Here is a 20960-nt window from a genome sequence, read left to right on the forward strand (position 1 = left end):
TGAACTCAATAGAAATAGTCGGGTCAGTCCTTGCTATGGCTTTATCCCTGAGGATAATGCCGACTTTTTTTCGCAATCTTGAGCCTGTATTTGCTTATGTTGTCCAGAACCTTGCTGTGCCTCGCTGTTGCCAGTGCCTCCTCACCTTTGCTCGCCGATACCGTCTGGTTGAAGAACGGTGACAAGCTGAGCGGCAAGATCACGCTGTTCGATGGTGGCAAATTGCTGATTCAAACCGAGTACGCCGGTGCGGTACCGATCGACTGGAAACAGGTCAAAACCCTGGAGAGTGATCAGGAGTTGCTGGTCAAGCAGGATGCCTACACCGGCGAGAAAGCCAAGTCGCTGCATGCGTCAGACGACGGCAAGGTGACGCTGCAAAATGGCGAGGCACCGAAGACGGTCGAGCTGGCCAGTATCCAGCAGATCCTCAAGCCCAAACCGGTGGTGGAAGATTTGGTGTGGAAGGGCAATATCGACGCCGCGCTGGATTACCAGCGGGCGGAAAATGACACCGACGACTACGACATCGACTTCAAGACCACGGCGCGCCACGGTAAATGGCGGCATATCGCAGAAGGCGAGTACAACCGAGAATTCCAGGATGACGTCGTAACGACTGACAACTGGCGGGCTGAATACTCGCTCGACCGCTTCCTGACCGAAAAATGGTTCTGGCAAGGTCGGGCTGTTTATAAGCGCGACAAAGTCGAAGACCTGTCCCGTCAGCGCACCGTCGGTACCGGCCCGGGCTACCAGTTCTGGGACAACGAACTGGGCGCATTCTCCCTGGGCTCGTTGGTCAACCGTACGGACTACGAGTTCACCGACGGCAGCAAGGAGAACTTCTATTCCCTGGCGATGAAGTGGGATTACAACCGCTACCTGATCGGCAAGAAGGTGGAGTTCTTCACCAATGGGGAGATTGGCAAGCCATTGTCGGGCGTGGCGGACTACGCCCTGGATTCCGAAATTGGCTTGCGCTACAAGGTGACCGAGTGGGCGTCGCTGAACCTGAAGGCGGAGCGGGATATCATCAGCGGTACCGATGAATCTGATCTGGACAAGACGCGCTACACCGCAGGGTTTGGCGTGGCCTGGTAAAGCGCCAAATAAAAATCGCAGCCATGGGCTGCGATTTTTTTGTGCCTGCAAAAACATACCGGCACAAAAAAGCCCCGCTTTTAAGGGCGGGGCTTTTTACTAAAGCAAGTACAAGTTAGATAACTTGAACTTCTTCAGCTTGCATGCCTTTCTGACCGCGGGTAGCGATGAAAGAAACCTGTTGGCCTTCTTTCAGGCTTTTGAAGCCGTCGGATTGGATAGCTTTGAAGTGAACGAACAGGTCGTCACCGGATTGTGGAGTGATGAAGCCGAAGCCTTTTTCATCGTTGAACCACTTAACGGTACCGGTTTGGCGATTAGACATGGTGTAACTCCTTGAACAAAGATAACTGCGACGCAGGAAGAACCCTGGCCGAGACTGAGTGCAAAGAGCAGGAAAAATTCTTGTAGATGGTTGGATCGAAATTCAACATATCGTGTAGAGATTCTCAGTGACACAAGCAGCACAGTGGCGCCACCTTAACCCTTTTTCCGGGACGTGCCAATGCTTCTTGCGAAGGTTTCTCTGTTTTCAGGACTGACGGTCCATTGGATTGGGTGAAAGGCCCTGAATTCACGGGACATCGGCGAGAATTGTGCCCCGGACTTTGAACCCGGAGCGCGCGCCCGGTAAGATGCCGGACAGAATTTTTCCACCTCGCTATTCAGGACACCCGCCATGAGCATCAAATCGGACAAGTGGATTCGCCGCATGGCGCAAGAGCACGGGATGATCGAACCTTTCGTTGAGCGCCAGGTGCGCGGCAGCGACGATAGCCGTGTGATCTCCTACGGCGTGTCCAGCTACGGCTACGATGTGCGTTGCACCAATCACTTCAAGGTGTTTACCAACATCAACTCGGCGATCGTCGACCCGAAAAACTTCGATGCGGGCAGCTTCGTCGATATCCACAGCGACGTCTGCATCATTCCGCCGAACTCCTTTGCCCTGGCCAGCACCGTCGAATACTTCCGCATTCCGCGCAATGTATTGACCATTTGCCTGGGTAAAAGCACCTACGCGCGCTGCGGCATCATCGTCAACGTCACGCCGCTCGAGCCAGAGTGGGAAGGTCACGTGACCCTGGAGTTCTCCAACACCACCAATCTGCCGGCGAAAATCTACGCGAACGAAGGTGTGGCGCAGATGCTGTTCCTTGAGTCTGACGAAGAGTGCGAAGTCTCCTACAAGGACCGTGGCGGCAAGTATCAGGGCCAGCGTGGCGTGACGCTGCCGCGCACCTGATCCGTTCATCTGGCCAATCAGCGGGAATTCTTGAGCGGGTAGACACTCTATTGGGTGTACTGCCCGGTTCGCGCACAGCGGACGGGGCCTTCGCTCAGGAGTGCTTTATGAAGATCGATCCGCGAATAAGTGCCGAACTGGCAAGGCTTGAGCCCAATCAGATTGGCGTTTTAGCCTGGTCCTTGTTGGCACATCCACCCGTCAGCATGGCGGGGGGCATCCCCGGTCAACCCGACCCCGATACCCCGAACGAGCAGCCTACCGAGCCCGGTGAACCCACCTTGCCGGATGAGCCGCCTCCCGCGCCTGTCGCGTGATCTGTTATTGAAAATGAATGGCCAGTCAGCTGACGTCCTTGAAGACGTCAGCTGACTGGCCATGTTTCGTTGTCGCCGATCACAAAGATCCTGCAGCTGTCGTCCCGCTCGGCCTGATACCCGCCGGTAAACGCTCCGAAAGCCGGAAGCAGGCTGATGCTTTCGCCCAGCCTGAAACACGCCAGGCGCAAACTTTGCCGGCCCCTGCCTCTTAACCGATAAACGGGATGGACGTGTCCGGCAAGCACGTGGCGATCAGGATGAGGGTCGGGTTCATGCTGCAAGGCGAATGGCCCCAGTAGCAACGGCTCAGGCACGACCCGGATGTTCAGCGAGGCCGGTGGGTCGCCCGCTCGTTTGTCGTGGTTGCCGCGAATCAGCGTCATCGGCAAATCAGCATGCCGCGCCCGCCATTCGGCCAGCGCGCCCAACGTGGTCGCTGCATGAGAGCCGGGTCCGTGAAGAAAATCACCGAGAAAAATCAGCTGTCGACAGGGCAGGGCCGCCAGCAACCCGTCCAGCACCGCGATATTGCTGACGGTTGTGCCATGGGGCACCGGTTGGCCAAGGCTTCGATACGCCGCCGCTTTGCCAAAATGCACATCGGCAATCAGCAGGGCTTGTTGCGCCGGCCAGTAGAGGGCTTTTTCCGGCAGCAGCCACAGGTCTTCACCGGCCAGTCGCACGGGATAGGGCGTACTCATCAGCTTTTCCCGGTTTCGGCGGTTTTCTCGAGGTCGGTCACCATGCGCCGGATACGGTCTGCGAGTTTTTCCGAGCTCATGCTTTCGCGCATACGCTCAACCAACAGTGGAAACCCCAGCGGTGTAGGACGTTTGAGCTGATGCAGGTCCAGCCTCATTCGGTTGATACGCTCCAGCGTCTGTTCCAGCCGCTGAATATCCAGTTCTTCCCGTAGGACTTCTTCCCCGGCCTGCGCCAGCAACAGATTCCCCGCGTCGTACTGTTTAAACACTTCAAAGAACAACCCGCTCGACGCCTGAACCTGACGTGTACTTTTCGGCGCGCCCGGATAGCCCGCAAACACCAGCCCGGCGATCCGCGCGATTTCCCGGAAACGGCGAAGTGCCAGTTCACCGGCGTTCAGACTGGCGAGCACGTCTTCCAACAGGTGCTCGGGGCTCAACAGTCCGGGACTCAAGACCTGCGGCCAGTCCACAGGCGTGGCGCTGAGCAACTCCAGCCCATAATCATTCACCGCGATGGAAAACGTGACCGCCTGCTGCTGACTCACGCGCCACGCCAACACACTCGCCAGCCCCAGATGCACCTGACGCCCGGCAAAGGGATACAGGAACAGATGCCAGCCTTCGCGAGACTTGAGCGCTTCGGCCAGCAACGTCGTCGAGGTCGGCAAGCCAGACCAGCGTTGCTGCACCGCTAAAAGAGGCCGCAATGCGCGCATTTCCGGGCCGACAAATTCGCCCTGCGCCGCCGCACTGAAACGCTCGACCACCGCTTGCGCCAGCTCATTGGAAAGCGGCATCCGTCCGCCATTCCAGCGCGGCACCGCGGCTTTTTTCGCGGTGCCACGTTTGACATAAGCGGTCATGTTTTCCACCCGGACCAATTCCAGCAGGCGCCCGGCAAACAGAAAACCGTCGCCCGGTTTCAAGCGCGCGATAAACCCTTCCTCGACGCTGCCCAATTGCTTGCCACCACCGCCCTTGCTCCAGAACTTCAGCTGGATACTCGCATCGCTGACAATGGTGCCGATGCTCATGCGATGTCGCCGCGCCAGTCGCGCATCGGGTACGCGCCACACGCCTTGTTCATCCGGTTCAACCCGGCGGTAGTCCGGATAGGCTGTCAGAGACAGTCCGCCATGGCGTACGAACGCCAGCGCCCAGCTCCAATCCGCGACGCTGAGGTCGCGATAAGCCCAGGCACCGCGTACCTCTTCGTACAACTCATCGGGCAGAAACCCACCGCCCAGCGCCATGCTGACCAGATGTTGAACCAGCACATCCAGGGGTTTATGCGGTGACTCGCGGGGCTCGATGCGTCGTTGCGCCACGGCGTCTTGTGCCGCAGCCGCTTCAATCAATTCCAGGCTGTGCGTCGGGACCAGCGTCACCCGCGAAGTCCGTCCCGGCGCATGCCCGGAACGGCCGGCTCGTTGCATCAGTCGCGCCACGCCTTTGGCCGAGCCGATTTGCAGCACCCGCTCGACCGGTAAGAAATCCACGCCCAAGTCCAGACTCGAGGTGCAAACCACCGCTTTGAGTTGACCTTCCTTGAGTGCTCGCTCGACCCAGTCACGTGTGTCGCGCGACAGTGAACTGTGATGCAAGGCGATCAGCCCGGCCCAATCGGGGCGAGCTTCCAGTAGCGCCTGATACCAGATCTCGGACTGGGCGCGAGTGTTGGTGAACACCAGGCTGCTGGGGCTGGACTCCAGCTCCGCGACGACCTGCGGCAACATCTTCAAACCGATATGCCCGGCCCATGGAAAGCGTTCGATGGCGGGCGGCAGCAAGGTGTCGACGAGCAGCGCCTTGGACGTCTGGCCCTGAACGCTGATGCCGCCCCCTTGTGGGATAAGTACCTCTTCCGCGTGAGCTTGATTACCCAACGTCGCGGAAACACCCCACACGATCAGCGCCGGATTCCAGCGGCGCAGGCGGGCCAGGGCCAGTTGCAATTGCACGCCGCGCTTGTTGCCCAGCAACTCGTGCCACTCGTCGACCACCACCATGCGCAGAGTCGCCAGCGCCGTTTGCGCATCGGCGCGGGCGAGCATCAGGGTCAGGCTTTCAGGCGTGGTGATCAGCGTGGTGGGCAGGCGCCGGCTCTGTCGTGCCCGTTCGCTGGTGCTGGTGTCGCCGGTGCGCAGGCCGACGCTCCATGGAATCTGTAAGTCGAGCAGTGGCGTTTCCAGGGCGCGAGCGGTGTCGGCCGCGAGTGCACGCATGGGGGTTATCCACAGGACTGTCAGAGGTTGGGCGACGGGTTTTCGTTTACGAGGGGTTGCAGCGGGTGTGGCAGACGAGGCATAGCGATTGAGCGCAGCAAACCAGACTGCATAGGTTTTACCGGCACCGGTGCTGGCGTGCAGCAATCCGGACTCGCCACGTTTAACCGCCGTCCACACCTGTTTCTGAAAGGCGAACGGCTTCCATCCACGGACGGTGAACCATTGTCTGGCGTAGTCGGGGGAGGTTCCCATGCCGGCGGTGTGCGCTCTGAAAGTCTTCTTTCAGTGACCGCGGCGCAAGGGGACAAGTTTAAAAATCCCTTGTGGGAGCGAGCTCGCTCCCACAGGTTTGCGGTGTTACTTGAGGTTGCCGCTGAGGAACTGCTTCAGCCGTTCGCTCTTCGGATTGCCCAGCACGTCGTCTGGCGCACCTTCTTCTTCCACCAGCCCCTGGTGCAGGAACAGCACCTGACTTGAGACTTTGCGGGCGAAGCTCATTTCGTGCGTCACCATGATCATGGTCCGGCCTTCTTCGGCGAGGCCCTGAATCACTCGAAGTACTTCACCCACCAGTTCCGGATCGAGCGCCGAGGTCGGTTCGTCAAACAGCATGACTTCCGGTTCCATCGCCAACGCGCGAGCAATCGCGACACGTTGCTGCTGGCCGCCGGACAGGAACGCCGGGTACTGGTCGGCGACGCGCGCGGCCAGGCCAACCTTGTCCAGATAACGCCGGGCGCGGTCTTCGGCCTCTTCCTTGCTGCAACCCAACACCCGGCGCGGAGCCATGGTGATGTTTTCCAGCACGGTCATGTGGCTCCACAGGTTGAAGTGCTGGAACACCATGGCCAGGCGGGTGCGGATCCGTTGCAGTTCATTGGCGTCGGCCACGTGCATGCCGTGGCGATCCTTGATCATGCGGATGTTCTGGCCGTCCAGGCTCATCGCGCCGTCGTTGGGCTGTTCGAGAAAGTTGATGCAACGCAGAAAGGTACTTTTACCCGAGCCGCTGGCGCCGATCAGGCTGATGACGTCGCCGGTGTTGGCCTTGAGCGAAACGCCTTTGAGGACTTGATGATCGCCGTAGCTTTTATGCAGGCCTTCGATGGTCAGTTTGTACATGGGGCAGACATCCTCAAGGCGAAAGTAGGTAGCCACTGCGATAGGCTTCGGCGCCCGCGACATGCGCGATCACCATGCCGGCAGTGGCCATGCGCCGTAGCGAGCGGGCGTACATCAACCCGGCGGCGGTGCAATGAACGGGGGTGACGCGATCGTTGATCGGGTCAATGATTTCGGCGATCAGTTGCCCGGCTTCCAGGTATTCCCCCGGTAGTGCGGTGAACACCAGCAGACCGCCGACCGGAGTTTCCACCGGCTCGACGCCGGCCAGCGGTGTGGCCGGGTAGGGCAGCTCGGGCAGTGGCGCCGGTTCGCCGGCGATGGCGCCGAAGTGAATCAGGTAATCGATCAGCGCCTGACAATCGAGGCTCGCCAGCGGGTGATTGACGTCACCCTGGCCGCGCAATTCGACGGTCACCGAGAAACTGCCCAGCGGAATGTCGAAGCGTTCGCCGAAGCGTTCCTTCAACTGCCACCAGAGCAGGGTGAAACATTCATCGAACGACTGACCGCCGGAGTCCGTGGCCAGCAAACTCGCCTCGGCACCGATGTAGCGTGCCAGCGGCTCGACCTGCGGCCAGGCTTCCGGCGTGGTGTAGAGGTGCGCGACGGCTTCGAAATCGCAATGCAGGTCCAGCACCATGTCCGCGTCGCAGGCGAGGCGTTGCAGGGTCAGGCGCTGGGATTGCAACTGGGTGCTGGCGGTTTGCCGGGCGAGGGCGTTGCGCAAGCTGTCGCGGATCAGCCCGAGGTTGCGCTGCGGATCGTCACCGAGTTGGGCTTCGATCTCGTTGCCGACCGCCTCGCTGACATCGACGAACCAGCGATTGAAGTTCTGCCCGCTTTCGAGCTCGTAACGGCCCAGCGGCACATCCATCACCACTTGCTCCAGGCCCACCGGGTTGGCCACGGGGACCAGCACGATTTCGCTGCGCAGGCGGCCGCTGGCTTCAAGCTCCGCCAGGCGTTGCTTGAGGTGCCAGGCCACGAGCATGCCGGGCATTTCGTCGGCGTGCAGGGACGACTGGATGTAGATCTTGCCTTGGGCCGACGTCGGGCCGTAATGAAAACTGTGAATCTGTCGTGCAGTCCCCGGCAGCGGGGCCAGCAGGTCATGAATCTGGTGGCGCATGTCTCTTTATCCCTAAAGCGGGTCCTAGTGGGTCGGCCCGAGGAAGGCCAGCCAGCGGCGTTCGGCGAGACGGAACAGGCCGACCAGCGCGAAGGTCACGGTCAGGTAGATCAGCGCGGCAATGCCGAACGACTGAAAGGTCAGGAAGGTCGCCGAGTTGGCGTCCCGAGCGACTTTCAATATGTCCGGGATGGTCGCGGTGAACGCCACGGTGGTCGAGTGCAGCATCAGAATCACTTCGTTGCTGTAATACGGCAACGAGCGACGCAGGGCCGACGGCATGATCACGTAGGCATACAGCTTCCAGCCAGTCAGGCCGTAGGCTTTGGCGGCTTCGACTTCACCGTGGTTCATGCTGCGAATCGCCCCGGCGAAAATCTCCGTGGTGTAGGCGCAGGTGTTCAGGGCGAAAGCGAGGATGGTGCAGTTCATCGCGTCGCGAAAGAACGCATCCAGTACCGGTTGTGCACGGATGGCGGCCAGGCTGTAGATGCCGGTGTAGCAAATCAGCAGCTGGATATACAGCGGCGTGCCGCGAAACAGGTAGGTGTAGAACTGCACCGGCCAACGAACGTAGAAGTGCGGCGACACCCGGGCGATGGACAGCGGGATCGACATCAGGAAACCGATGAAGATCGAGGCGCTGAGCAGCCACAGGGTCATGGCCAGGCCGGTGATGTTGTTGCCGTCGGTATAAAGGAAGGGTTTCCAGTATTCCTGCAAGAGTTCGATCATCGTACGGCCTCCCGGGAACCGGCGGCGTAACGGCGTTCGAGCCAGCGCAAGACGAAGTTGGAGGCGCTGGTAATCAGCAGGTAAATAACCGCGGCCAGCACCAGGAAATAGAAGAGTTGATAGGTGCTTTTACCGGCGTCCTGAGCGGCTTTGACCAGGTCGGCGAGGCCGATGATCGACACCAGCGCAGTGGCCTTGAGCATCACCATCCAGTTATTGCCGATCCCCGGCAGGGCAAAACGCATCATTTGCGGGAATACCACGATCCAGAAACGCTGGCCACGCTTGAGGCCATATGCGGTTGCGGCTTCAACCTGGCCACGCGGGACTGCGAGAATCGCGCCACGGAAGGTTTCGGTGAAGTACGCGCCATAGATGAAGCCCAGGGTGATGACCCCGGCGCTGAACGGGTTGATCTCGATGTATTCCCATTCCATAAAGTCGGTGAACGACGTCAGCCAGGTTTGCAGGCTGTAGAAAATCAGCAGCATCAGCACCAGGTCCGGTACGCCGCGAATCAGCGTGGTGTAGACCTGCGCCGGCACGCGCACCAGTTTGACTTTGGACAGTTTGGCACTGGCGCCCAGCAAGCCGAGCAAAACGGCCACCAAGAGCGACAACGCCGATAATTTGATGGTCATCCAGGTGCCTTCCATCAGCAACGGACCGAAGCCCTTGAGGCTGAAGGCAGAGAGCCCCAGATTTTGTAATAGGTTTTCGAACATAAATCAGCAACCTGATCGGATAAAAAAAGCGCCCATCGTGAGATGGGCGCCGGGCATTATTTGCCGCTGTACAGGTTCAGATCGCCAAAGTGTTTCTTTTGAATCTCGGCGTATTTGCCATCATCGTGTAACGCTTTGATACCTTTATCCAAAAGCGCTTTCAGCTCGGTGTTACCTTTCTTAATACCGACAGCCGTTTTGGCCGGCAGCAAAGCGTTGTCGACTGGCTTGCTGACATCGTAATCGGCGCCTTGTGGCGACTTCAGGAAGCCCAGTTCGGCTTGCAGCATGTCCTGAATGCCCGCGTCGAGACGACCGGAAGTCAAGTCGGCATAGACCTGATCCTGGTTGGCGTAGGCCTGGGTTTTCACGCCAGCCTTGTCCAGAACGGCTTTGGCATAGGCTTCCTGAATGGTGCCTTGCTCGTAGCCGACGGTTTTGCCCTTGAGCGAAGCGACGTCTGCGGTGATGCCAGAACCTTTCTTCGACACGTAAGCGGTTGGGCCGGAGAACAGCTCGCTGGAGAAGTCGATGACTTTTTCGCGGGCTTCGGTGACGGTCATCGAAGAGATCACACCGTCGAATTTATTGGCCTTGAGGCCCGGAATCATGCCGTCGAAATCGCTTTCGACCCATTTGCACTTGACCTTCAGCTCGGCGCAGATCGCGTTCCCCAGATCGATGTCGAAGCCTACCAGGCTGCCGTCGGCCGCTTTCGACTCGAACGGTGCGTAGGAAGGGTCAACGCCAAAACGCAGTTCCTTGTATTCCTTTGCCATGGCGGAACCAGCAGCCATGCACAACGCCAGTGCAGAAAGGGTCAGCAATGCTTTTTTCATTATTCAATCCCTAAGAACCAATATGAGCGCTTGTGGCGCAGAATTATTGTTACTGGTAAGCGTAAGACCTATTGAAAGTAGCAATTTCCGAACCAGAGTCCCGAACAAGCGTTTTAAAAGGTCATACAGGAAGTGACTGCGGGGGAATTGTGCACGAAAACGGGCGCGGTGGAAGGGCTGCACCAAGATGGTTCGGGTCGGCACAAATTAATGTAGGGGGAATCGGGTCAGCCGAGCAGATTTTGCAGGGTCCCGAGATTGTCAGCCTCTTCGACTGACTTGTCCTGACGCCAGCGCAGCATCCTGGGGAAACGCACGGCGATCCCGCTCTTGTGGCGTTTTGACAGGGCGATGCCTTCAAACCCCAGCTCAAACACCAGGCTGGGTTTCACACTGCTCACCGGGCCGAATTTCTCCACCGTGGTTTTGCGCACGATGCTGTCGACCTGACGCATTTCTTCATCAGTCAAGCCTGAATAGGCTTTGGCGAAGGGCACCAGCGCGCGTTCGCTGGCGTCGGGCGGGCCGTCCCAGACCGCGAAGGTGTAATCGCTGTAGAGACTGGCCCGCCGTCCATGGCCGCGTTGGGCATAGATCAGCACCGCATCGACGCTGAACGGGTCGACTTTCCATTTCCACCACACGCCCATGTCCTTGGTCCGACCTACGCCGTACAGCGAATCCCGGGCCTTGAGCATCATGCCTTCGACGCCGAGGCGGCGGGAGGCTTCCCGTTGGCGGGCGAGGTCGAGCCAGTCTTCACCGGTCAACACCGGGGAGAGCAGTAACACCGGGTCGTGGCAGGTGGCGATCACCTGCTCCAATTGAGTGCGACGCCTGGCCTGTGGTTGCGTGCGCCAGTCTTCACCGGCCCATTCCAGCAGGTCGTAAGCGAGCAGGACCACGGGCACCTCATCGAGGATTTTCTTGCCGAGGACTTTGCGTCCGATGCGCTGCTGCAACAGGGCAAATGGCTGCACGGAGGGGGCGGCGGGTGAGGCTGGATCGAAGGCATCTTCGGTGCCGGGGCGGGCGCTTTTCCAGGCGACGATTTCGCCGTCGATCACGGTGCCGTCAGGTAAGCCGTGCACCAGATGATCGAACTCGGGAAAGCGCTCAGTCACCAACTCTTCACCCCGGGACCAAATCCACAAACGTCCGTCGCGCTTGACCAGTTGGGCGCGGATGCCATCCCATTTCCATTCCACCAGCCATTGGCTGGTGGGGCCAAGCAACCCTTCAAATTGCTCGACCGGTTGCGACAGCGCATGGGCCAGAAAGAAAGGATAGGGCTGCCCACCCCGTTCAGCATGTTCACCCGCGGATTCGGCGGCGATCAGTTTCAGGTAACTCGCCGCATTCGGGCGATGCGACAGGTCGGTGTACGCGACCATGCGCTGGGCCACGCGTTTGCTGTCGAGACCGGCCATGGCCGCCAGCGCACGGGTCACCAGCAATTTGGAGACGCCAACGCGGAAGCTGCCGGTGATCAGTTTGATGCACAGCATCAGACTGGCGCGATCCAGTTGTGCCCAGAGTTCGGGCAGGCGCTCGGCGAGCACTTCGGGAGACTCGCCGCGCAGTGGCAGCAGCTTGTCTTCAATCCATACCGCCAACCCGTCGGTGGAGCGGTGCGGCGATTCGGGCAACACCAGCGAGATGGTTTCCGCCAGATCGCCCACCGCTTGATAACTTTCTTCGAACAGCCAGGGTTCAAGCCCGGAAACCGCTTCCGCCAACTCACGCAGCACGCGCACCGGGACCAATTGCCGAGGCCGCCCACCGGACAAAAAATACACCGCCCAGGCGGCATCTTGCGGTGAGGCCTGGGCAAAGTAATGTTGCATCGCGGCCAATTTGGCGTTGCTCGACGTAGTGGCGTCGAGTTCGGCGTACAGCTCGGCGAATGCCTTCATGCCGGCACCTTGTCTTTCTCAGGTTCGATCCCGGCGTGTTCTTCCTCGTCATCGCCGTACTCGGTGGTGAAACCCTGCGCATCCAGTCCCCGTTCACGCAGATGGCGCACCAGCACGCCGACCGAACCGTGGGTCACCATCACCCGCTCGGCGCCAGTCTGTTCGATCGCCCACAGCAGGCCCGGCCAATCGGCATGGTCGGACAGGACAAATCCGCGGTCGACTCCGCGCCGGCGGCGGGTGCCACGCAAACGCATCCAGCCGCTGGCGAAGCCGTCGCTGTACTCGCCGAAACGCCGCATCCAGGTGCTGGCGCCCGCTGATGGCGGGGCGATGATCAGGGCTTTGCGCATCATCGGGTCGCTTTTTTTGACGTCACCGGCATAGATCGTGGGCGGCAGGTAAACGCCGCTCTGGCGATACACCTGGTTGAGCGGTTCCACGGCGCCGTGCACCAGAATGGGGCCGAGGCTGGCGTCGATGCCGTGGAGAATGCGCTGGGCTTTGCCGAACGAGTAGCAGAGCAGCACGCTGGCGAGGTCGGCGGCGGCATTGGCCTGCCACCACTGATTGATCTCGGCAAACACTTCTGCCTGGGGCTGCCAGCGATAGATCGGCAGGCCGAAGGTCGATTCGGTGATGAACGTATGGCACCGCACCGGTTCGAAGGGCGCGCACGTGCCGTCGGCTTCAGTCTTGTAATCCCCCGAGGCGACCCAGACCTCGCCGCCGTATTCCAAACGCACCTGGGCCGAACCGAGGACATGGCCGGCGGGGTGAAAACTGAGGGTGACGCCGTGATGTTGGAGGGGTTGCCCGTAAGGCAGGGTTTGCAGGTTGATGTCGGCACCGAGGCGAGCGCGCAGGATGCCTTCGCCGGCTGACGCGGCCAGGTAATGAAGATTGCCGCTACGGGCGTGGTCGCTGTGAGCGTGGGTGATGATCGCGCGCTCGACCGGCCGCCACGGGTCAATGTAAAAATCCCCGGCCGGGCAGTACAAACCTTCAGGACGCGCGATAACAAGATCCATGTCGTTACCAATATGGAGGGACTTGTTAGCTATGAGGTTGGCGTGAAGCCAGAAGTTCTATCGAGATTTCATTGGCGAACAACATTCCAATGTGGGAGCGGGCTTGCTCGCGAAGGCGGCTTAACATTCAACGACGATGCTGAATGTCAGATCGCTTTCGCGAGCAAGCCCGCTCCCACATTTGCTCGGTGGTGAGCCTTACTTCCCGGGTGTCAGGGTCAGTTGAGTCTTGCCATACACCTTGTCAAAGTTCTGCGGCTGCATCGGCAGGCTCATGTATTGCCCTTTGAGCCAAGGATCGATGCTGTTCAGATAGTTCGGGCTGGCCGGGTTGCCCGACTGACCGGTGCCGTTCTGGCCCATCAGCGGCTCGGCCTGGCCGAAGTCGACGATAAAGCGCATGGCCGGTGCCAGCGTGGTGTTGAAGTCCTGGCCCCAAGCGAACGCCGCGGTGTTCAGCGTGGTGTGGTCCCCGCCTGCCGCAACCGGGCCGCGAACGGTCTGGCCATTGGCGTTTTTCCATTCGTAGCGGTGCAATTTGCCCCACTGCCAGGCTTTGTGATCGCCACCCAACTGGCTGTCGCCGGCGCTGATCGCTGCGGCCAGACTGCGGGCGAGGATCGTCGGCTTATCTTCTTTCTGCGGTGTGCGGGCGTCATCCCAGAACGGGCTGTCCTCGCGCCCCAGCAGATGATCGGCCTGCGCTGCGTAGGACAACTTGCCATTGGCCACGAAGGCTTTCCACGTCGGGCTGCTTTCCGGACCCAGTTCGTCGAAGAAGATTTGCTTCATGCTTTCTTGCAGGAACAACTGGTAAATCGCTGCGTCAGCCGAGGTCGTGCCGAGTTTGCCGTCGAACGCCATCAGACGGGTATACGCCTCGTGAGCCTTGCCGCGATCGGCAGCCGGCAGCGCTTCAATCGCCTGCTTGAGCGGTTGGGACATGCCCGGTGCTTCAAACATTTTCTTCAGTTTGGCGGCGAAGGTGGTGGTCTGGTCGTATTGCATCGCGATCACGCTGCGCGTGTCGTGTTTGCCGGCGCCCGCCAGTTCGGCCAGGCGTTCGCCACGTTCCGGTGCGGCCCAGGAATTGGACAGTTGCATGCCGTAGCCATGGGGAATGACGCGCTGGTTGGCAGTGCCGAGCCAGCCTTGGGCGGGGTCCTGGTCGTAGGGGTGCAGCATCGGGTCGGCGTAACCGTCCCAATCGTAGCGTCCTTCCCAGCCCGGCGACGGCAGCAGACCTTCGCCTTCGCGGCGGTTCGGGTAGCGGCCGGTGACTTGCCAGCCGATGTTGCTCGCATCGGCGAACACCAGATTCAGGGCGATGGCGCGGATTTCGCGGCTGGCGTCCGAGGCTTTCTCGACGGTCTGGGCCCGGGACAGGTCGAAAAACGCGTCCAGGGATTTGTCGTCGGTGAAGCTCGGCATTTGCAGGGCCAGGCCGAAACCGTTGGCCAGCGTGGTGCCTTGGGCGCTGTTGAGCAGCGGGCCGTGACGGGTTTCGTACACCGCTTCGCGAATCGGCCGCTGGCCTTTGACGAAGTAGGTTTCGTTGCGTACGACGGCAGGCTGCCATTTGCCGGCCACTTCGTACGTCAGGCCGTTGCCCTGGCGTTTGATTTTTTCCAGGAACAGGTCCTGGTTGTCGCCCATGACCGTGGTCATGCTCCAGGCCACTTTGCCGTTGAAACCACCGAGCACCATCGGCAAACCGGCAATGGTCACGCCCGCCGCCTGATATTTCGGCGCGCGGATCTGCACGTAGCTGAACAGCGACGGCACGCCCAATGGGCCATGGCTGTCACTGGCCAAAATGCTTTTGCCAGTGCGGCTGCGTTGCGGGCCGATCGCCCAGTTGTTCGACGAAGTGGCACCCAACAGATTCAGGTCGGAAAGTTGCCCTGTGGCTTTGCTGATTTCGGCCAGGCCGGGGATCGCGCCGTTGAGCTTGATGCCCTGCAGTTTGTCGGCTTCGCCCAGCGGCAGTTTTTCATCGGGCGCGGACGGGGTCAGCCAGGCGAGTTTGTCGGTGGTGACGGTCTGGGCCAGCATCAACGAGGAAATTTCTTCCGGCAGGTTGGCCGACTGGCTGAAGTTCAGCAGGCAGAAGATCAACGCCGAATCTTCCGGTTTCCAGTATTCAGGCTTGTAGCCAGTGGCCGCGAGGTCCGCTGGCAGCTTGTCGCGGTAGCGGAACAGGTAGGCGTTGACGCCGCGCGCATAGACTTCAAAGAAGCGTTTGAGGCGCGGCGAAGAGGCTTTGTACAACTCGCCGGCGCTTTTCTTCAGATTGACCGCGCGCATGTAGCGGTCGGCGTCGAGCAGGTCGGCGCCGGACATCTCTGCCAGACGGCCTTCGGCCAGCAGGCGCAGGGTAACCATTTGCGTGATGCGGTCGCTGGCATGGACGTAACCGAGGGCGAACAACGCGTCGTGGAAGCTGTTGCTTTCGATCAACGGCATGCCCATGGCATTGCGGCGCACCGAAACGTTCTGCGCCAAGCCCTTGAGCGGCTGCACACCGGAGGTCGGCGGGAGGGTGTCCTGAGCGTCCCAGGTCTGACAACCGGACAGGCTCAAGACACCGGCCACTGCTGCGGCAACGCCGAACCGGGGAAGGAAATGTGTAAGGGCTGGCGAGGCCATGGCAAAGCTCCTGCGGGGGTAAAGGCGCAATAAAGGCGCTACGTTAGTGAGCAGGAGGAGGGCGCGCAAGCGGCGGGCGGGGTTATTTCAAGATTTGTCTGATAAACCACAACTTCGGGGGAAATGATGGCTCTTGTGGCGAGGGAGCTTGCTGTGGCGAGGGGGCTTGCCCCCGTTGGGTCGCGAAGCGGCCCCAATCCTTTCAGCGCAGTCTGTCAGTGATACCGCGCCTATCGTATTGCGACGGCTTCGCCGCCGAACGGGGCGGTGCGGCGGTCCGACAAGCCCCCTCGCCACAGGAGAAAGCGTTGTCTTCAGGATTTTGGTGGGTTGATTTTGGCCGCCAAGGCATAGGCCTTCACCGTCGCCGGGCGGTTCTGGATGTGGTTGAACCAGCGCAGCACGTTCGGGAAGTCTTCCAGGTTCTGGCTCTGCCACTTGTGGGACACGATCCACGGGTAGATCGCCATGTCGGCAATGCTGTATTCGCTGCCGGCGACAAACTCATTGTTCGCCAGTTGCTTGTCCAGCACCCCGTACAGGCGCGCGGTCTCATCGATGTAGCGTTTGATCGCGTAGGGAATTTTTTCCGGGGCGAACTGGCTGAAGTGATGGTTTTGCCCGGCCATCGGCCCCAAGCCGCCCATTTGCCAGAACAACCATTGCAGCGCCAGTTGACGACCGCGCAGGTCCTTGGGGAGGAACCGGCCGGTTTTTTCCGCGAGGTACAGCAAGATCGCTCCCGACTCGAACACCGACAACGGCTCACCGCCATCCACCGGCTCATGATCGACGATGGCCGGGATCTTGTTGTTCGGCGAAATTTTCAGGAACTCGGGTTTGAACTGCTCGTTCTGGCTGATGTTGATCGGGTGCACGTTGTACGGCAGGCCGGCCTCTTCCAGGAATATCGAGATTTTGTGGCCGTTGGGGGTGGTCCAGTAATACAGGTCGATCATGAAGTGCTCCACATCAAGGAGGGTGTCAGGTGGGACAGCAACCGCGGGCATCAGGTCGTCCTGTTTGCGTTCGATGGCTTGCCTGTTAAAGGAGGTGATGCTGAAGTGGATGAAATTCAATGACCCCGCAGGAGAAAAGCCGGAATGGAGCTCAAGACCCGCGCAGCGCTGATCATCATCGATCAACAAAAAGGCATTCTGCATCCCCGGCTCGGTCGCCGGAATAATCCTCAGGCCGAGGAGCGAATCGTTGATCTGTTGGCGTTTTGGCGCCGAACCGGGCGACCGGTGATTCACGTGCAGCACTTGTCCCGCTCACCGGATTCAGTGTTCTGGCCGCAGCAGTCGGGAGTGGAATTTCAGGAACGGTTCCAGCCAATGACCGGCGAACAACTGATCCAGAAACAGGTACCGGATGCCTTTTGTGCGACGGGGCTGGAGGCGAGTTTGCGCGAGGCTGGGATTGAGCAGTTGGTGATTGTGGGCGTGGCAACGAATAACTCGGTGGAGTCCACGGCGCGCACGGCCGGGAATCTGGGGTTTGAAGCGTGGGTGGCGGAGGATGCGTGTTTTACCTTCGACAAGGCGGATTATTTTGGTAAGGCACGTTCAGCTGAAGACGTGCATGCGATGTCGCTGGGGAATTTGCAGGGGGAGTATGCGACGGTCGTGAGCACTGTGCAGATCCTGACTGGAGAGTGACCTTGGCGGCCTCTTCGCGAGCAAGTCGAATCGTCGCACCGCCGCTCCCACATTTAACCGGGTTCTTCCAGGAAGAATGCGATCGAATGTGGGAGCGGGCTTGCTCGCGAAGGCGATTCAACAGGCGAAAAAGTTCTCCGCCCGAAGCATCAAGCGCCGTGGCACTTCTTGAATTTCTTGCCGTTGCCGCACGGGCAAGGGTCGTTGCGGCCGACGTCTTTCAGGGCGTTGCGCACCGGTTCCTGGTGAGCGTGGCCGCAGTTCGGGCCGTGAACGTGGCCATGGTCGTGATCATGGTGGTCGTGATGGTCATGATCGTGATTGCAGTCAGGGCCATGGACGTGGGGTTGCTGGGTCATCGGGTGTGCTCCGGAATTAAATCGGCGGGGATTATCACGCCATTGCGCGCAAGGTGCACGTCATGCGCGATGAATAAACCGGTTTGCAGTACACCTTCCAGACGATAGGGGATGGGTTGGTCGGGTTTTTTCAGCATTTTCACCAGATCGCGCACCTTGGGCCACAGGTTGGTGCGGATCGGTACTTTGAAGTAGGCGCTGTGTTTGGGGCCGACCGTGAACCAGTGGTCGTGCTCGCCTTCGGTCAGCAGGATGTCACCCAAATGAATCCGGTATTCGAGGCTGCGCACGGTCAAGTCGCTGTCGTTGGGATTGTCGATGCGAAAGTGCAGGATGAATTTTTGCTCCAACAGTTTCGCGCGCACCACTTCGACCTTGACCAGATGCACCTCGGGGTCCGGCTCGTCATCCTCGAACCACGACGCACAGCCAGCGAGCCCCAGAAACAGGAGCAGGCTGAGCAGATTAAGTGCGTGTCGCCGGGTGATCATGGTCGTGTATCTCCCTTGAACCTGTTGCTCACCTCAACTGTTGAAATACCCCGCGCAGCATTTCTTGAATTTCTGCCCGCTGGCGCACGGACAGGCGTCATTGCGCCCGGCCTTGAGTTGCACGGTCGGGTCGATGAAGTACCAATGGCCGGCGTTCTGCACGAAGGAGGAGCGCTCGCGGTGGCTGTGTTCGCCGCTACCATCGTGCCAGCGCGCGGTGAAAGTCACGAAGGCGTGTTCCGGCTGGCCGCCGAAGACTTCTGAGCTTTCCACTTCCAGGCCGAGCCAGGTGCTTTGCGCGCTCCAGTCGCTGATGGACTGACGATTGAGGCCGGCCTGTTGCGCGGGCAGGGTGGTCGCCACCAGATAGTCGATCAGCCCCAGCACGTAGGCGCTGTAGCGCGAGCGCATCAAGGCTTCGGCACACGGCGCCGGATGCCCGGCGTGGTAATGACCGCAGCAGGCATCGAGCAGGGTGCCGCTGCCGCAAGGGCAAATGGATGTACTCATGGCATTACCACCAATATTTCCCGAAGTTTTCCGGATTGGCCCAAAAGCGTGAGTTGAGCCAGTCGGGTACTTGCTTGTAGTCAAGCAGATCATAGGTGAACAGGGTCAACACTTGTTCATCGCGCTGAAAGCGTTCGCTGGCTTGCAGGGCCAGGGAGAAAAAATCCGTCTCCTGCCAGCCACTGGCCGACAAGTCCGCCAGTACCGCAATACGGCTGGCGTTGAGGTTGCGGATCCCGCCGAGCAGGTTCAGGCCATCGCGCTTGGGCAAATGTTCGAGGCAATCGACCGCCAGCGCCAGATCGAACCGGCGTGCCGCCAGTTCCGCCGGCAACGGCCCCGGTGCCGCGTGGGCGACACACGTATCCGGGTGGGCAAGCTTGAAGGCTTCCAGGGCGGGGAACTCACTGGCACCGATCAGCAACAGCTGCGCGGGGGCGTAACGGTCCAGCAAAGCGGCCAGCGCCTGTTGCGGCGTGCGCGAAGAAATACCTGCAATCATCAAAGATCCTCAGTCAGAGCGCGAAGATTAGCCTGCCCAAACGTCCGGGCCTAGAGCGGGTTTACCGCAAATGCGCCAATCCGTCGTGAACACAGGATAAAACAGCAATGGCCTATTGCTGGCGGAGATTAAAAGTCGGGTCTTTACTACCTGAATCGGTTCTAAGCCGATCCCTCAGGAGAAAACTAGATGAGCATAGTTCGGACAGCATTACCCTTGGTTCTGCTCACCAGTGTGTTGACTGGTTGCGCAGGTTTGCAGAAAACCGACTGGCCGACCTGTGCGGCTGTCGGTGGTGTCGTGGGTGCGGGTCTCGGCGCGACCGAGAGCTCCGCATGGGCAGGCTATGGCGCGCTGCTCGTCGGCGGCACGGCAGCGGCCTATTGCTGGGTTCACGGTGATGGCGACGAAGACGGTGATGGTGTACCGGATAGCCGTGACAAGTGCCCGGGCACACCGCACGGCGTGAAGGTCGATGCCAACGGTTGCCCTCCACCGGCACCGGTGGTTGAAGAGGCTGTAGTGGTCAAGGAAGAAACCATCGTCATCCGCGATGTTCACTTCCAGTTTGACAAAGCCACACTCACACCATCCGACAAGCAGGTTCTGGACAAGATCGCCACTAAATTGAAGGCGGAAGCGCCTACAGCTCAACTGACCGTTACCGGTCATACCGACAGCGTGGGCAGCGATGCCTACAACCAGAAACTGTCGGATAAACGCGCTCACTCGGTGGTTGAATACCTCATCGAGCAAGGCGTGCCACGCAGCAGCTTCGTGTCTGTGGTCGGTGCCGGTGAAAGCCAGCCGGTCGCCGATAACAAAACGGCTGATGGCCGCGCGCAGAACCGTCGTACGGAAATCCATATCCAACGCTAAGTCCCTCCGCTCCGCGGCTTGTATAGTCGCGGATGCGGGTCTTTACTCCTGTGTAACCGGTATGGGCCGGTAACACAGGAGCTTTCAATATGAGCGTTCTCACAAGGACCGTCCTACCGGTTCTGCTGCTTGGCAGCCTGTTGACCGGTTGCGCAACTCACAGCGATGGCACTGCCCCCCTCAATCAACGTACCTGGCCGATCTGCAGCGTCATTGGCGGGCTGGTGGGCGGCGGTTTGGGCGCCATCGAAAGTGGCGGCTGGGCGGCCGGCGGAGCAGCGCTCGGAATCCTCACTGGCGGTTTGATCTGTTACGCCCAGGATGGCGATGAAGATGGCGACGGCGTTTTCGATCGACGTGATCGTTGCCCCGATACCCCCGCCAATACGCCTGTCGAACATCATGGTTGTCCGCTGCCGCAATACCCGGCCAGCGTGAAACCTGCCGAACCTGAAGAAGTCATCACCCTCAGCGATGCGGGCGACGTACTGTTCGCGTTCAATAAATCCGACCTGACCCCGTCTGCGCAGAATCAGCTGACTGCGCTGATGCCGAAATTGCAGAGCGCCGATGTGGTGAGTATCAAAGTGGTCGGCCATACCGACAGTGTCGGTTCCGATGCCTACAACCAGATGTTGTCGGAACGTCGCGCCACCAGCGTGGCGGCCTATCTGATGAACCAGGGTCTGGACCCGAACAAACTCACCAGTGAAGGCAAGGGCGAAAGTCAGCCGATAGCCGATAACGAGACTGATGAAGGCCGCGCGAAAAACCGTCGCGTGGAATTGCACATCAATCGCTAAG

General features: G+C 59.9%; 22 protein-coding genes. 6 read left to right on the forward strand and 16 right to left on the reverse strand.

Translation table 11 applies throughout. From position 1 onward, the window contains the following. The first annotated feature begins 96 nt into the window (after positions 1 to 96). On the forward strand, positions 97 to 1104 hold the full coding sequence (locus tag BK660_RS13835; protein WP_123433742.1) for a DUF481 domain-containing protein: 1008 nt from the start codon (positions 97 to 99) through the stop codon (positions 1102 to 1104). Between the two features lie 115 nt (positions 1105 to 1219). On the opposite strand, the gene BK660_RS13840 is transcribed toward BK660_RS13835, so the two are convergent. Beyond that, entirely contained in the window at positions 1220 to 1429 is a 210-nt protein-coding gene (locus BK660_RS13840) for a cold-shock protein (protein WP_002554837.1), read from the reverse strand. Positions 1430 to 1783: 354 nt separating this feature from the next. Between BK660_RS13840 and dcd the strand changes: the two genes are divergently transcribed. Together dcd and BK660_RS13850 are read left to right on the forward strand one after the other, a co-directional pair. Continuing rightward, positions 1784 to 2350 (forward strand): dCTP deaminase, encoded by a 567-nt coding sequence (gene dcd / locus BK660_RS13845; protein WP_007904652.1) that lies wholly within the window; start codon positions 1784 to 1786, stop codon positions 2348 to 2350. A gap of 107 nt (positions 2351 to 2457) precedes the next feature. Next, positions 2458 to 2667 (forward strand): hypothetical protein, encoded by a 210-nt coding sequence (locus BK660_RS13850; protein WP_007947208.1) that lies wholly within the window; start codon positions 2458 to 2460, stop codon positions 2665 to 2667. Positions 2668 to 2714: 47 nt separating this feature from the next. On the opposite strand, the gene pdeM is transcribed toward BK660_RS13850, so the two are convergent. The 11 genes from pdeM to BK660_RS13905 all read right to left on the reverse strand — a co-directional run bounded on the left by pdeM (position 2715) and on the right by BK660_RS13905 (position 16713). Continuing rightward, entirely contained in the window at positions 2715 to 3371 is a 657-nt protein-coding gene (gene pdeM, locus BK660_RS13855; RefSeq protein ID WP_123433743.1) for a ligase-associated DNA damage response endonuclease PdeM, read from the reverse strand. Then, the gene (locus BK660_RS13860) at positions 3371 to 5857 is read right to left on the reverse strand and encodes a ligase-associated DNA damage response DEXH box helicase (protein WP_123433744.1); all 2487 of its coding nucleotides are present in this window, start codon (positions 5855 to 5857) and stop codon (positions 3371 to 3373) included. The genes pdeM and BK660_RS13860 overlap by 1 nt, the downstream gene beginning before the upstream one ends. A gap of 105 nt (positions 5858 to 5962) precedes the next feature. Beyond that, on the reverse strand, positions 5963 to 6727 hold the full coding sequence (locus BK660_RS13865) for an ABC transporter ATP-binding protein (protein WP_027925665.1): 765 nt from the start codon (positions 6725 to 6727) through the stop codon (positions 5963 to 5965). Between the two features lie 13 nt (positions 6728 to 6740). Then, a complete protein-coding gene (locus BK660_RS13870) occupies positions 6741 to 7859 on the reverse strand; it encodes a succinylglutamate desuccinylase/aspartoacylase family protein (RefSeq protein ID WP_123433745.1) in 1119 nt (372 codons plus the stop codon). Positions 7860 to 7883: 24 nt separating this feature from the next. Next, complete coding sequence (locus BK660_RS13875; protein WP_123433746.1) at positions 7884 to 8594, reverse strand: ABC transporter permease; 711 nt, start codon at positions 8592 to 8594, stop codon at positions 7884 to 7886. Continuing rightward, positions 8591 to 9319: an ABC transporter permease gene (locus BK660_RS13880; protein WP_033058975.1), complete on the reverse strand. Its 729-nt coding sequence runs from the start codon at positions 9317 to 9319 to the stop codon at positions 8591 to 8593. Before BK660_RS13880 ends, BK660_RS13875 begins: the two co-directional genes overlap by 4 nt. A gap of 56 nt (positions 9320 to 9375) precedes the next feature. Then, positions 9376 to 10158, reverse strand: a complete 783-nt coding sequence (locus BK660_RS13885; RefSeq protein WP_123433747.1) for a transporter substrate-binding domain-containing protein — start codon at positions 10156 to 10158, stop codon at positions 9376 to 9378. A gap of 227 nt (positions 10159 to 10385) precedes the next feature. Next, positions 10386 to 12074: an ATP-dependent DNA ligase gene (locus BK660_RS13890; protein ID WP_123433748.1), complete on the reverse strand. Its 1689-nt coding sequence runs from the start codon at positions 12072 to 12074 to the stop codon at positions 10386 to 10388. Beyond that, positions 12071 to 13105, reverse strand: coding sequence for a ligase-associated DNA damage response exonuclease (locus tag BK660_RS13895; RefSeq protein ID WP_123433749.1), 1035 nt, complete (start codon positions 13103 to 13105; stop codon positions 12071 to 12073). Before BK660_RS13895 ends, BK660_RS13890 begins: the two co-directional genes overlap by 4 nt. A gap of 198 nt (positions 13106 to 13303) precedes the next feature. After that, complete coding sequence (locus BK660_RS13900; RefSeq protein WP_123433750.1) at positions 13304 to 15754, reverse strand: penicillin acylase family protein; 2451 nt, start codon at positions 15752 to 15754, stop codon at positions 13304 to 13306. A gap of 314 nt (positions 15755 to 16068) precedes the next feature. Next, positions 16069 to 16713 (reverse strand): glutathione S-transferase N-terminal domain-containing protein, encoded by a 645-nt coding sequence (locus BK660_RS13905; protein WP_123434608.1) that lies wholly within the window; start codon positions 16711 to 16713, stop codon positions 16069 to 16071. Positions 16714 to 16857: 144 nt separating this feature from the next. Here BK660_RS13905 and BK660_RS13910 point away from each other — a divergent pair, with 144 nt between their 5' ends. Then, positions 16858 to 17415 carry a cysteine hydrolase family protein gene (locus BK660_RS13910; protein WP_123433751.1) on the forward strand — a complete coding sequence of 186 codons (558 nt, stop codon included), beginning with the start codon at positions 16858 to 16860 and terminating at the stop codon, positions 17413 to 17415. A gap of 149 nt (positions 17416 to 17564) precedes the next feature. Here BK660_RS13910 and BK660_RS13915 read toward each other — a convergent pair whose 3' ends face one another. From BK660_RS13915 to BK660_RS13930, 4 genes are read right to left on the reverse strand one after another with little or no spacing between them, the layout of a single operon-like run. Further along, complete coding sequence (locus BK660_RS13915; RefSeq protein WP_007906737.1) at positions 17565 to 17774, reverse strand: SEC-C metal-binding domain-containing protein; 210 nt, start codon at positions 17772 to 17774, stop codon at positions 17565 to 17567. After that, positions 17771 to 18265 (reverse strand): LEA/WHy family protein, encoded by a 495-nt coding sequence (locus BK660_RS13920; RefSeq protein ID WP_123433752.1) that lies wholly within the window; start codon positions 18263 to 18265, stop codon positions 17771 to 17773. Before BK660_RS13920 ends, BK660_RS13915 begins: the two co-directional genes overlap by 4 nt. Before the next feature lie 33 nt (positions 18266 to 18298). Next, positions 18299 to 18775, reverse strand: a complete 477-nt coding sequence (locus tag BK660_RS13925; RefSeq protein WP_027925655.1) for a YchJ family protein — start codon at positions 18773 to 18775, stop codon at positions 18299 to 18301. A 4-nt stretch (positions 18776 to 18779) separates the two neighbouring features. Next, positions 18780 to 19277 carry a DUF6231 family protein gene (locus tag BK660_RS13930; RefSeq protein ID WP_123433753.1) on the reverse strand — a complete coding sequence of 166 codons (498 nt, stop codon included), beginning with the start codon at positions 19275 to 19277 and terminating at the stop codon, positions 18780 to 18782. A gap of 189 nt (positions 19278 to 19466) precedes the next feature. Between BK660_RS13930 and BK660_RS13935 the strand changes: the two genes are divergently transcribed. Further along, positions 19467 to 20156 (forward strand): PA1041 family peptidoglycan-binding anchor lipoprotein, encoded by a 690-nt coding sequence (locus BK660_RS13935; protein WP_123433754.1) that lies wholly within the window; start codon positions 19467 to 19469, stop codon positions 20154 to 20156. A gap of 89 nt (positions 20157 to 20245) precedes the next feature. Continuing rightward, positions 20246 to 20959: a PA1041 family peptidoglycan-binding anchor lipoprotein gene (locus tag BK660_RS13940; RefSeq protein ID WP_123433755.1), complete on the forward strand. Its 714-nt coding sequence runs from the start codon at positions 20246 to 20248 to the stop codon at positions 20957 to 20959. Position 20960: the final 1 nt, after the last annotated feature.

The organism is Pseudomonas brassicacearum (genome assembly GCF_003732265.1).
GTDB lineage: Bacteria > Pseudomonadota > Gammaproteobacteria > Pseudomonadales > Pseudomonadaceae > Aquipseudomonas > Aquipseudomonas brassicacearum_D.

What these genes read in the sequence shown, in the direction of transcription:
- dcd (WP_007904652.1), top strand. Translation starts at nt 1,784, where the DNA reads ATGAGCATCAAATCGGACAAGTGGATTCGCCGCATGGCGCAAGAGCAC.
- BK660_RS13875 (WP_123433746.1), bottom strand. Translation starts at nt 8,594, where the DNA reads ATGATCGAACTCTTGCAGGAATACTGGAAACCCTTCCTTTATACCGAC.
- BK660_RS13895 (WP_123433749.1), bottom strand. Translation starts at nt 13,105, where the DNA reads ATGGATCTTGTTATCGCGCGTCCTGAAGGTTTGTACTGCCCGGCCGGG.
- pdeM (WP_123433743.1), bottom strand. Translation starts at nt 3,371, where the DNA reads ATGAGTACGCCCTATCCCGTGCGACTGGCCGGTGAAGACCTGTGGCTG.
- BK660_RS13835 (WP_123433742.1), top strand. Translation starts at nt 97, where the DNA reads ATGTTGTCCAGAACCTTGCTGTGCCTCGCTGTTGCCAGTGCCTCCTCA.
- BK660_RS13905 (WP_123434608.1), bottom strand. Translation starts at nt 16,713, where the DNA reads ATGATCGACCTGTATTACTGGACCACCCCCAACGGCCACAAAATCTCG.
- BK660_RS13840 (WP_002554837.1), bottom strand. Translation starts at nt 1,429, where the DNA reads ATGTCTAATCGCCAAACCGGTACCGTTAAGTGGTTCAACGATGAAAAA.
- BK660_RS13850 (WP_007947208.1), top strand. Translation starts at nt 2,458, where the DNA reads ATGAAGATCGATCCGCGAATAAGTGCCGAACTGGCAAGGCTTGAGCCC.
- BK660_RS13900 (WP_123433750.1), bottom strand. Translation starts at nt 15,754, where the DNA reads ATGGCCTCGCCAGCCCTTACACATTTCCTTCCCCGGTTCGGCGTTGCC.
- BK660_RS13865 (WP_027925665.1), bottom strand. Translation starts at nt 6,727, where the DNA reads ATGTACAAACTGACCATCGAAGGCCTGCATAAAAGCTACGGCGATCAT.
- BK660_RS13915 (WP_007906737.1), bottom strand. Translation starts at nt 17,774, where the DNA reads ATGACCCAGCAACCCCACGTCCATGGCCCTGACTGCAATCACGATCAT.
- BK660_RS13885 (WP_123433747.1), bottom strand. Translation starts at nt 10,158, where the DNA reads ATGAAAAAAGCATTGCTGACCCTTTCTGCACTGGCGTTGTGCATGGCT.
- BK660_RS13925 (WP_027925655.1), bottom strand. Translation starts at nt 18,775, where the DNA reads ATGAGTACATCCATTTGCCCTTGCGGCAGCGGCACCCTGCTCGATGCC.
- BK660_RS13890 (WP_123433748.1), bottom strand. Translation starts at nt 12,074, where the DNA reads ATGAAGGCATTCGCCGAGCTGTACGCCGAACTCGACGCCACTACGTCG.
- BK660_RS13870 (WP_123433745.1), bottom strand. Translation starts at nt 7,859, where the DNA reads ATGCGCCACCAGATTCATGACCTGCTGGCCCCGCTGCCGGGGACTGCA.
- BK660_RS13930 (WP_123433753.1), bottom strand. Translation starts at nt 19,277, where the DNA reads ATGATTGCAGGTATTTCTTCGCGCACGCCGCAACAGGCGCTGGCCGCT.
- BK660_RS13880 (WP_033058975.1), bottom strand. Translation starts at nt 9,319, where the DNA reads ATGTTCGAAAACCTATTACAAAATCTGGGGCTCTCTGCCTTCAGCCTC.
- BK660_RS13935 (WP_123433754.1), top strand. Translation starts at nt 19,467, where the DNA reads ATGAGCATAGTTCGGACAGCATTACCCTTGGTTCTGCTCACCAGTGTG.
- BK660_RS13910 (WP_123433751.1), top strand. Translation starts at nt 16,858, where the DNA reads ATGGAGCTCAAGACCCGCGCAGCGCTGATCATCATCGATCAACAAAAA.
- BK660_RS13940 (WP_123433755.1), top strand. Translation starts at nt 20,246, where the DNA reads ATGAGCGTTCTCACAAGGACCGTCCTACCGGTTCTGCTGCTTGGCAGC.
- BK660_RS13860 (WP_123433744.1), bottom strand. Translation starts at nt 5,857, where the DNA reads ATGGGAACCTCCCCCGACTACGCCAGACAATGGTTCACCGTCCGTGGA.
- BK660_RS13920 (WP_123433752.1), bottom strand. Translation starts at nt 18,265, where the DNA reads ATGATCACCCGGCGACACGCACTTAATCTGCTCAGCCTGCTCCTGTTT.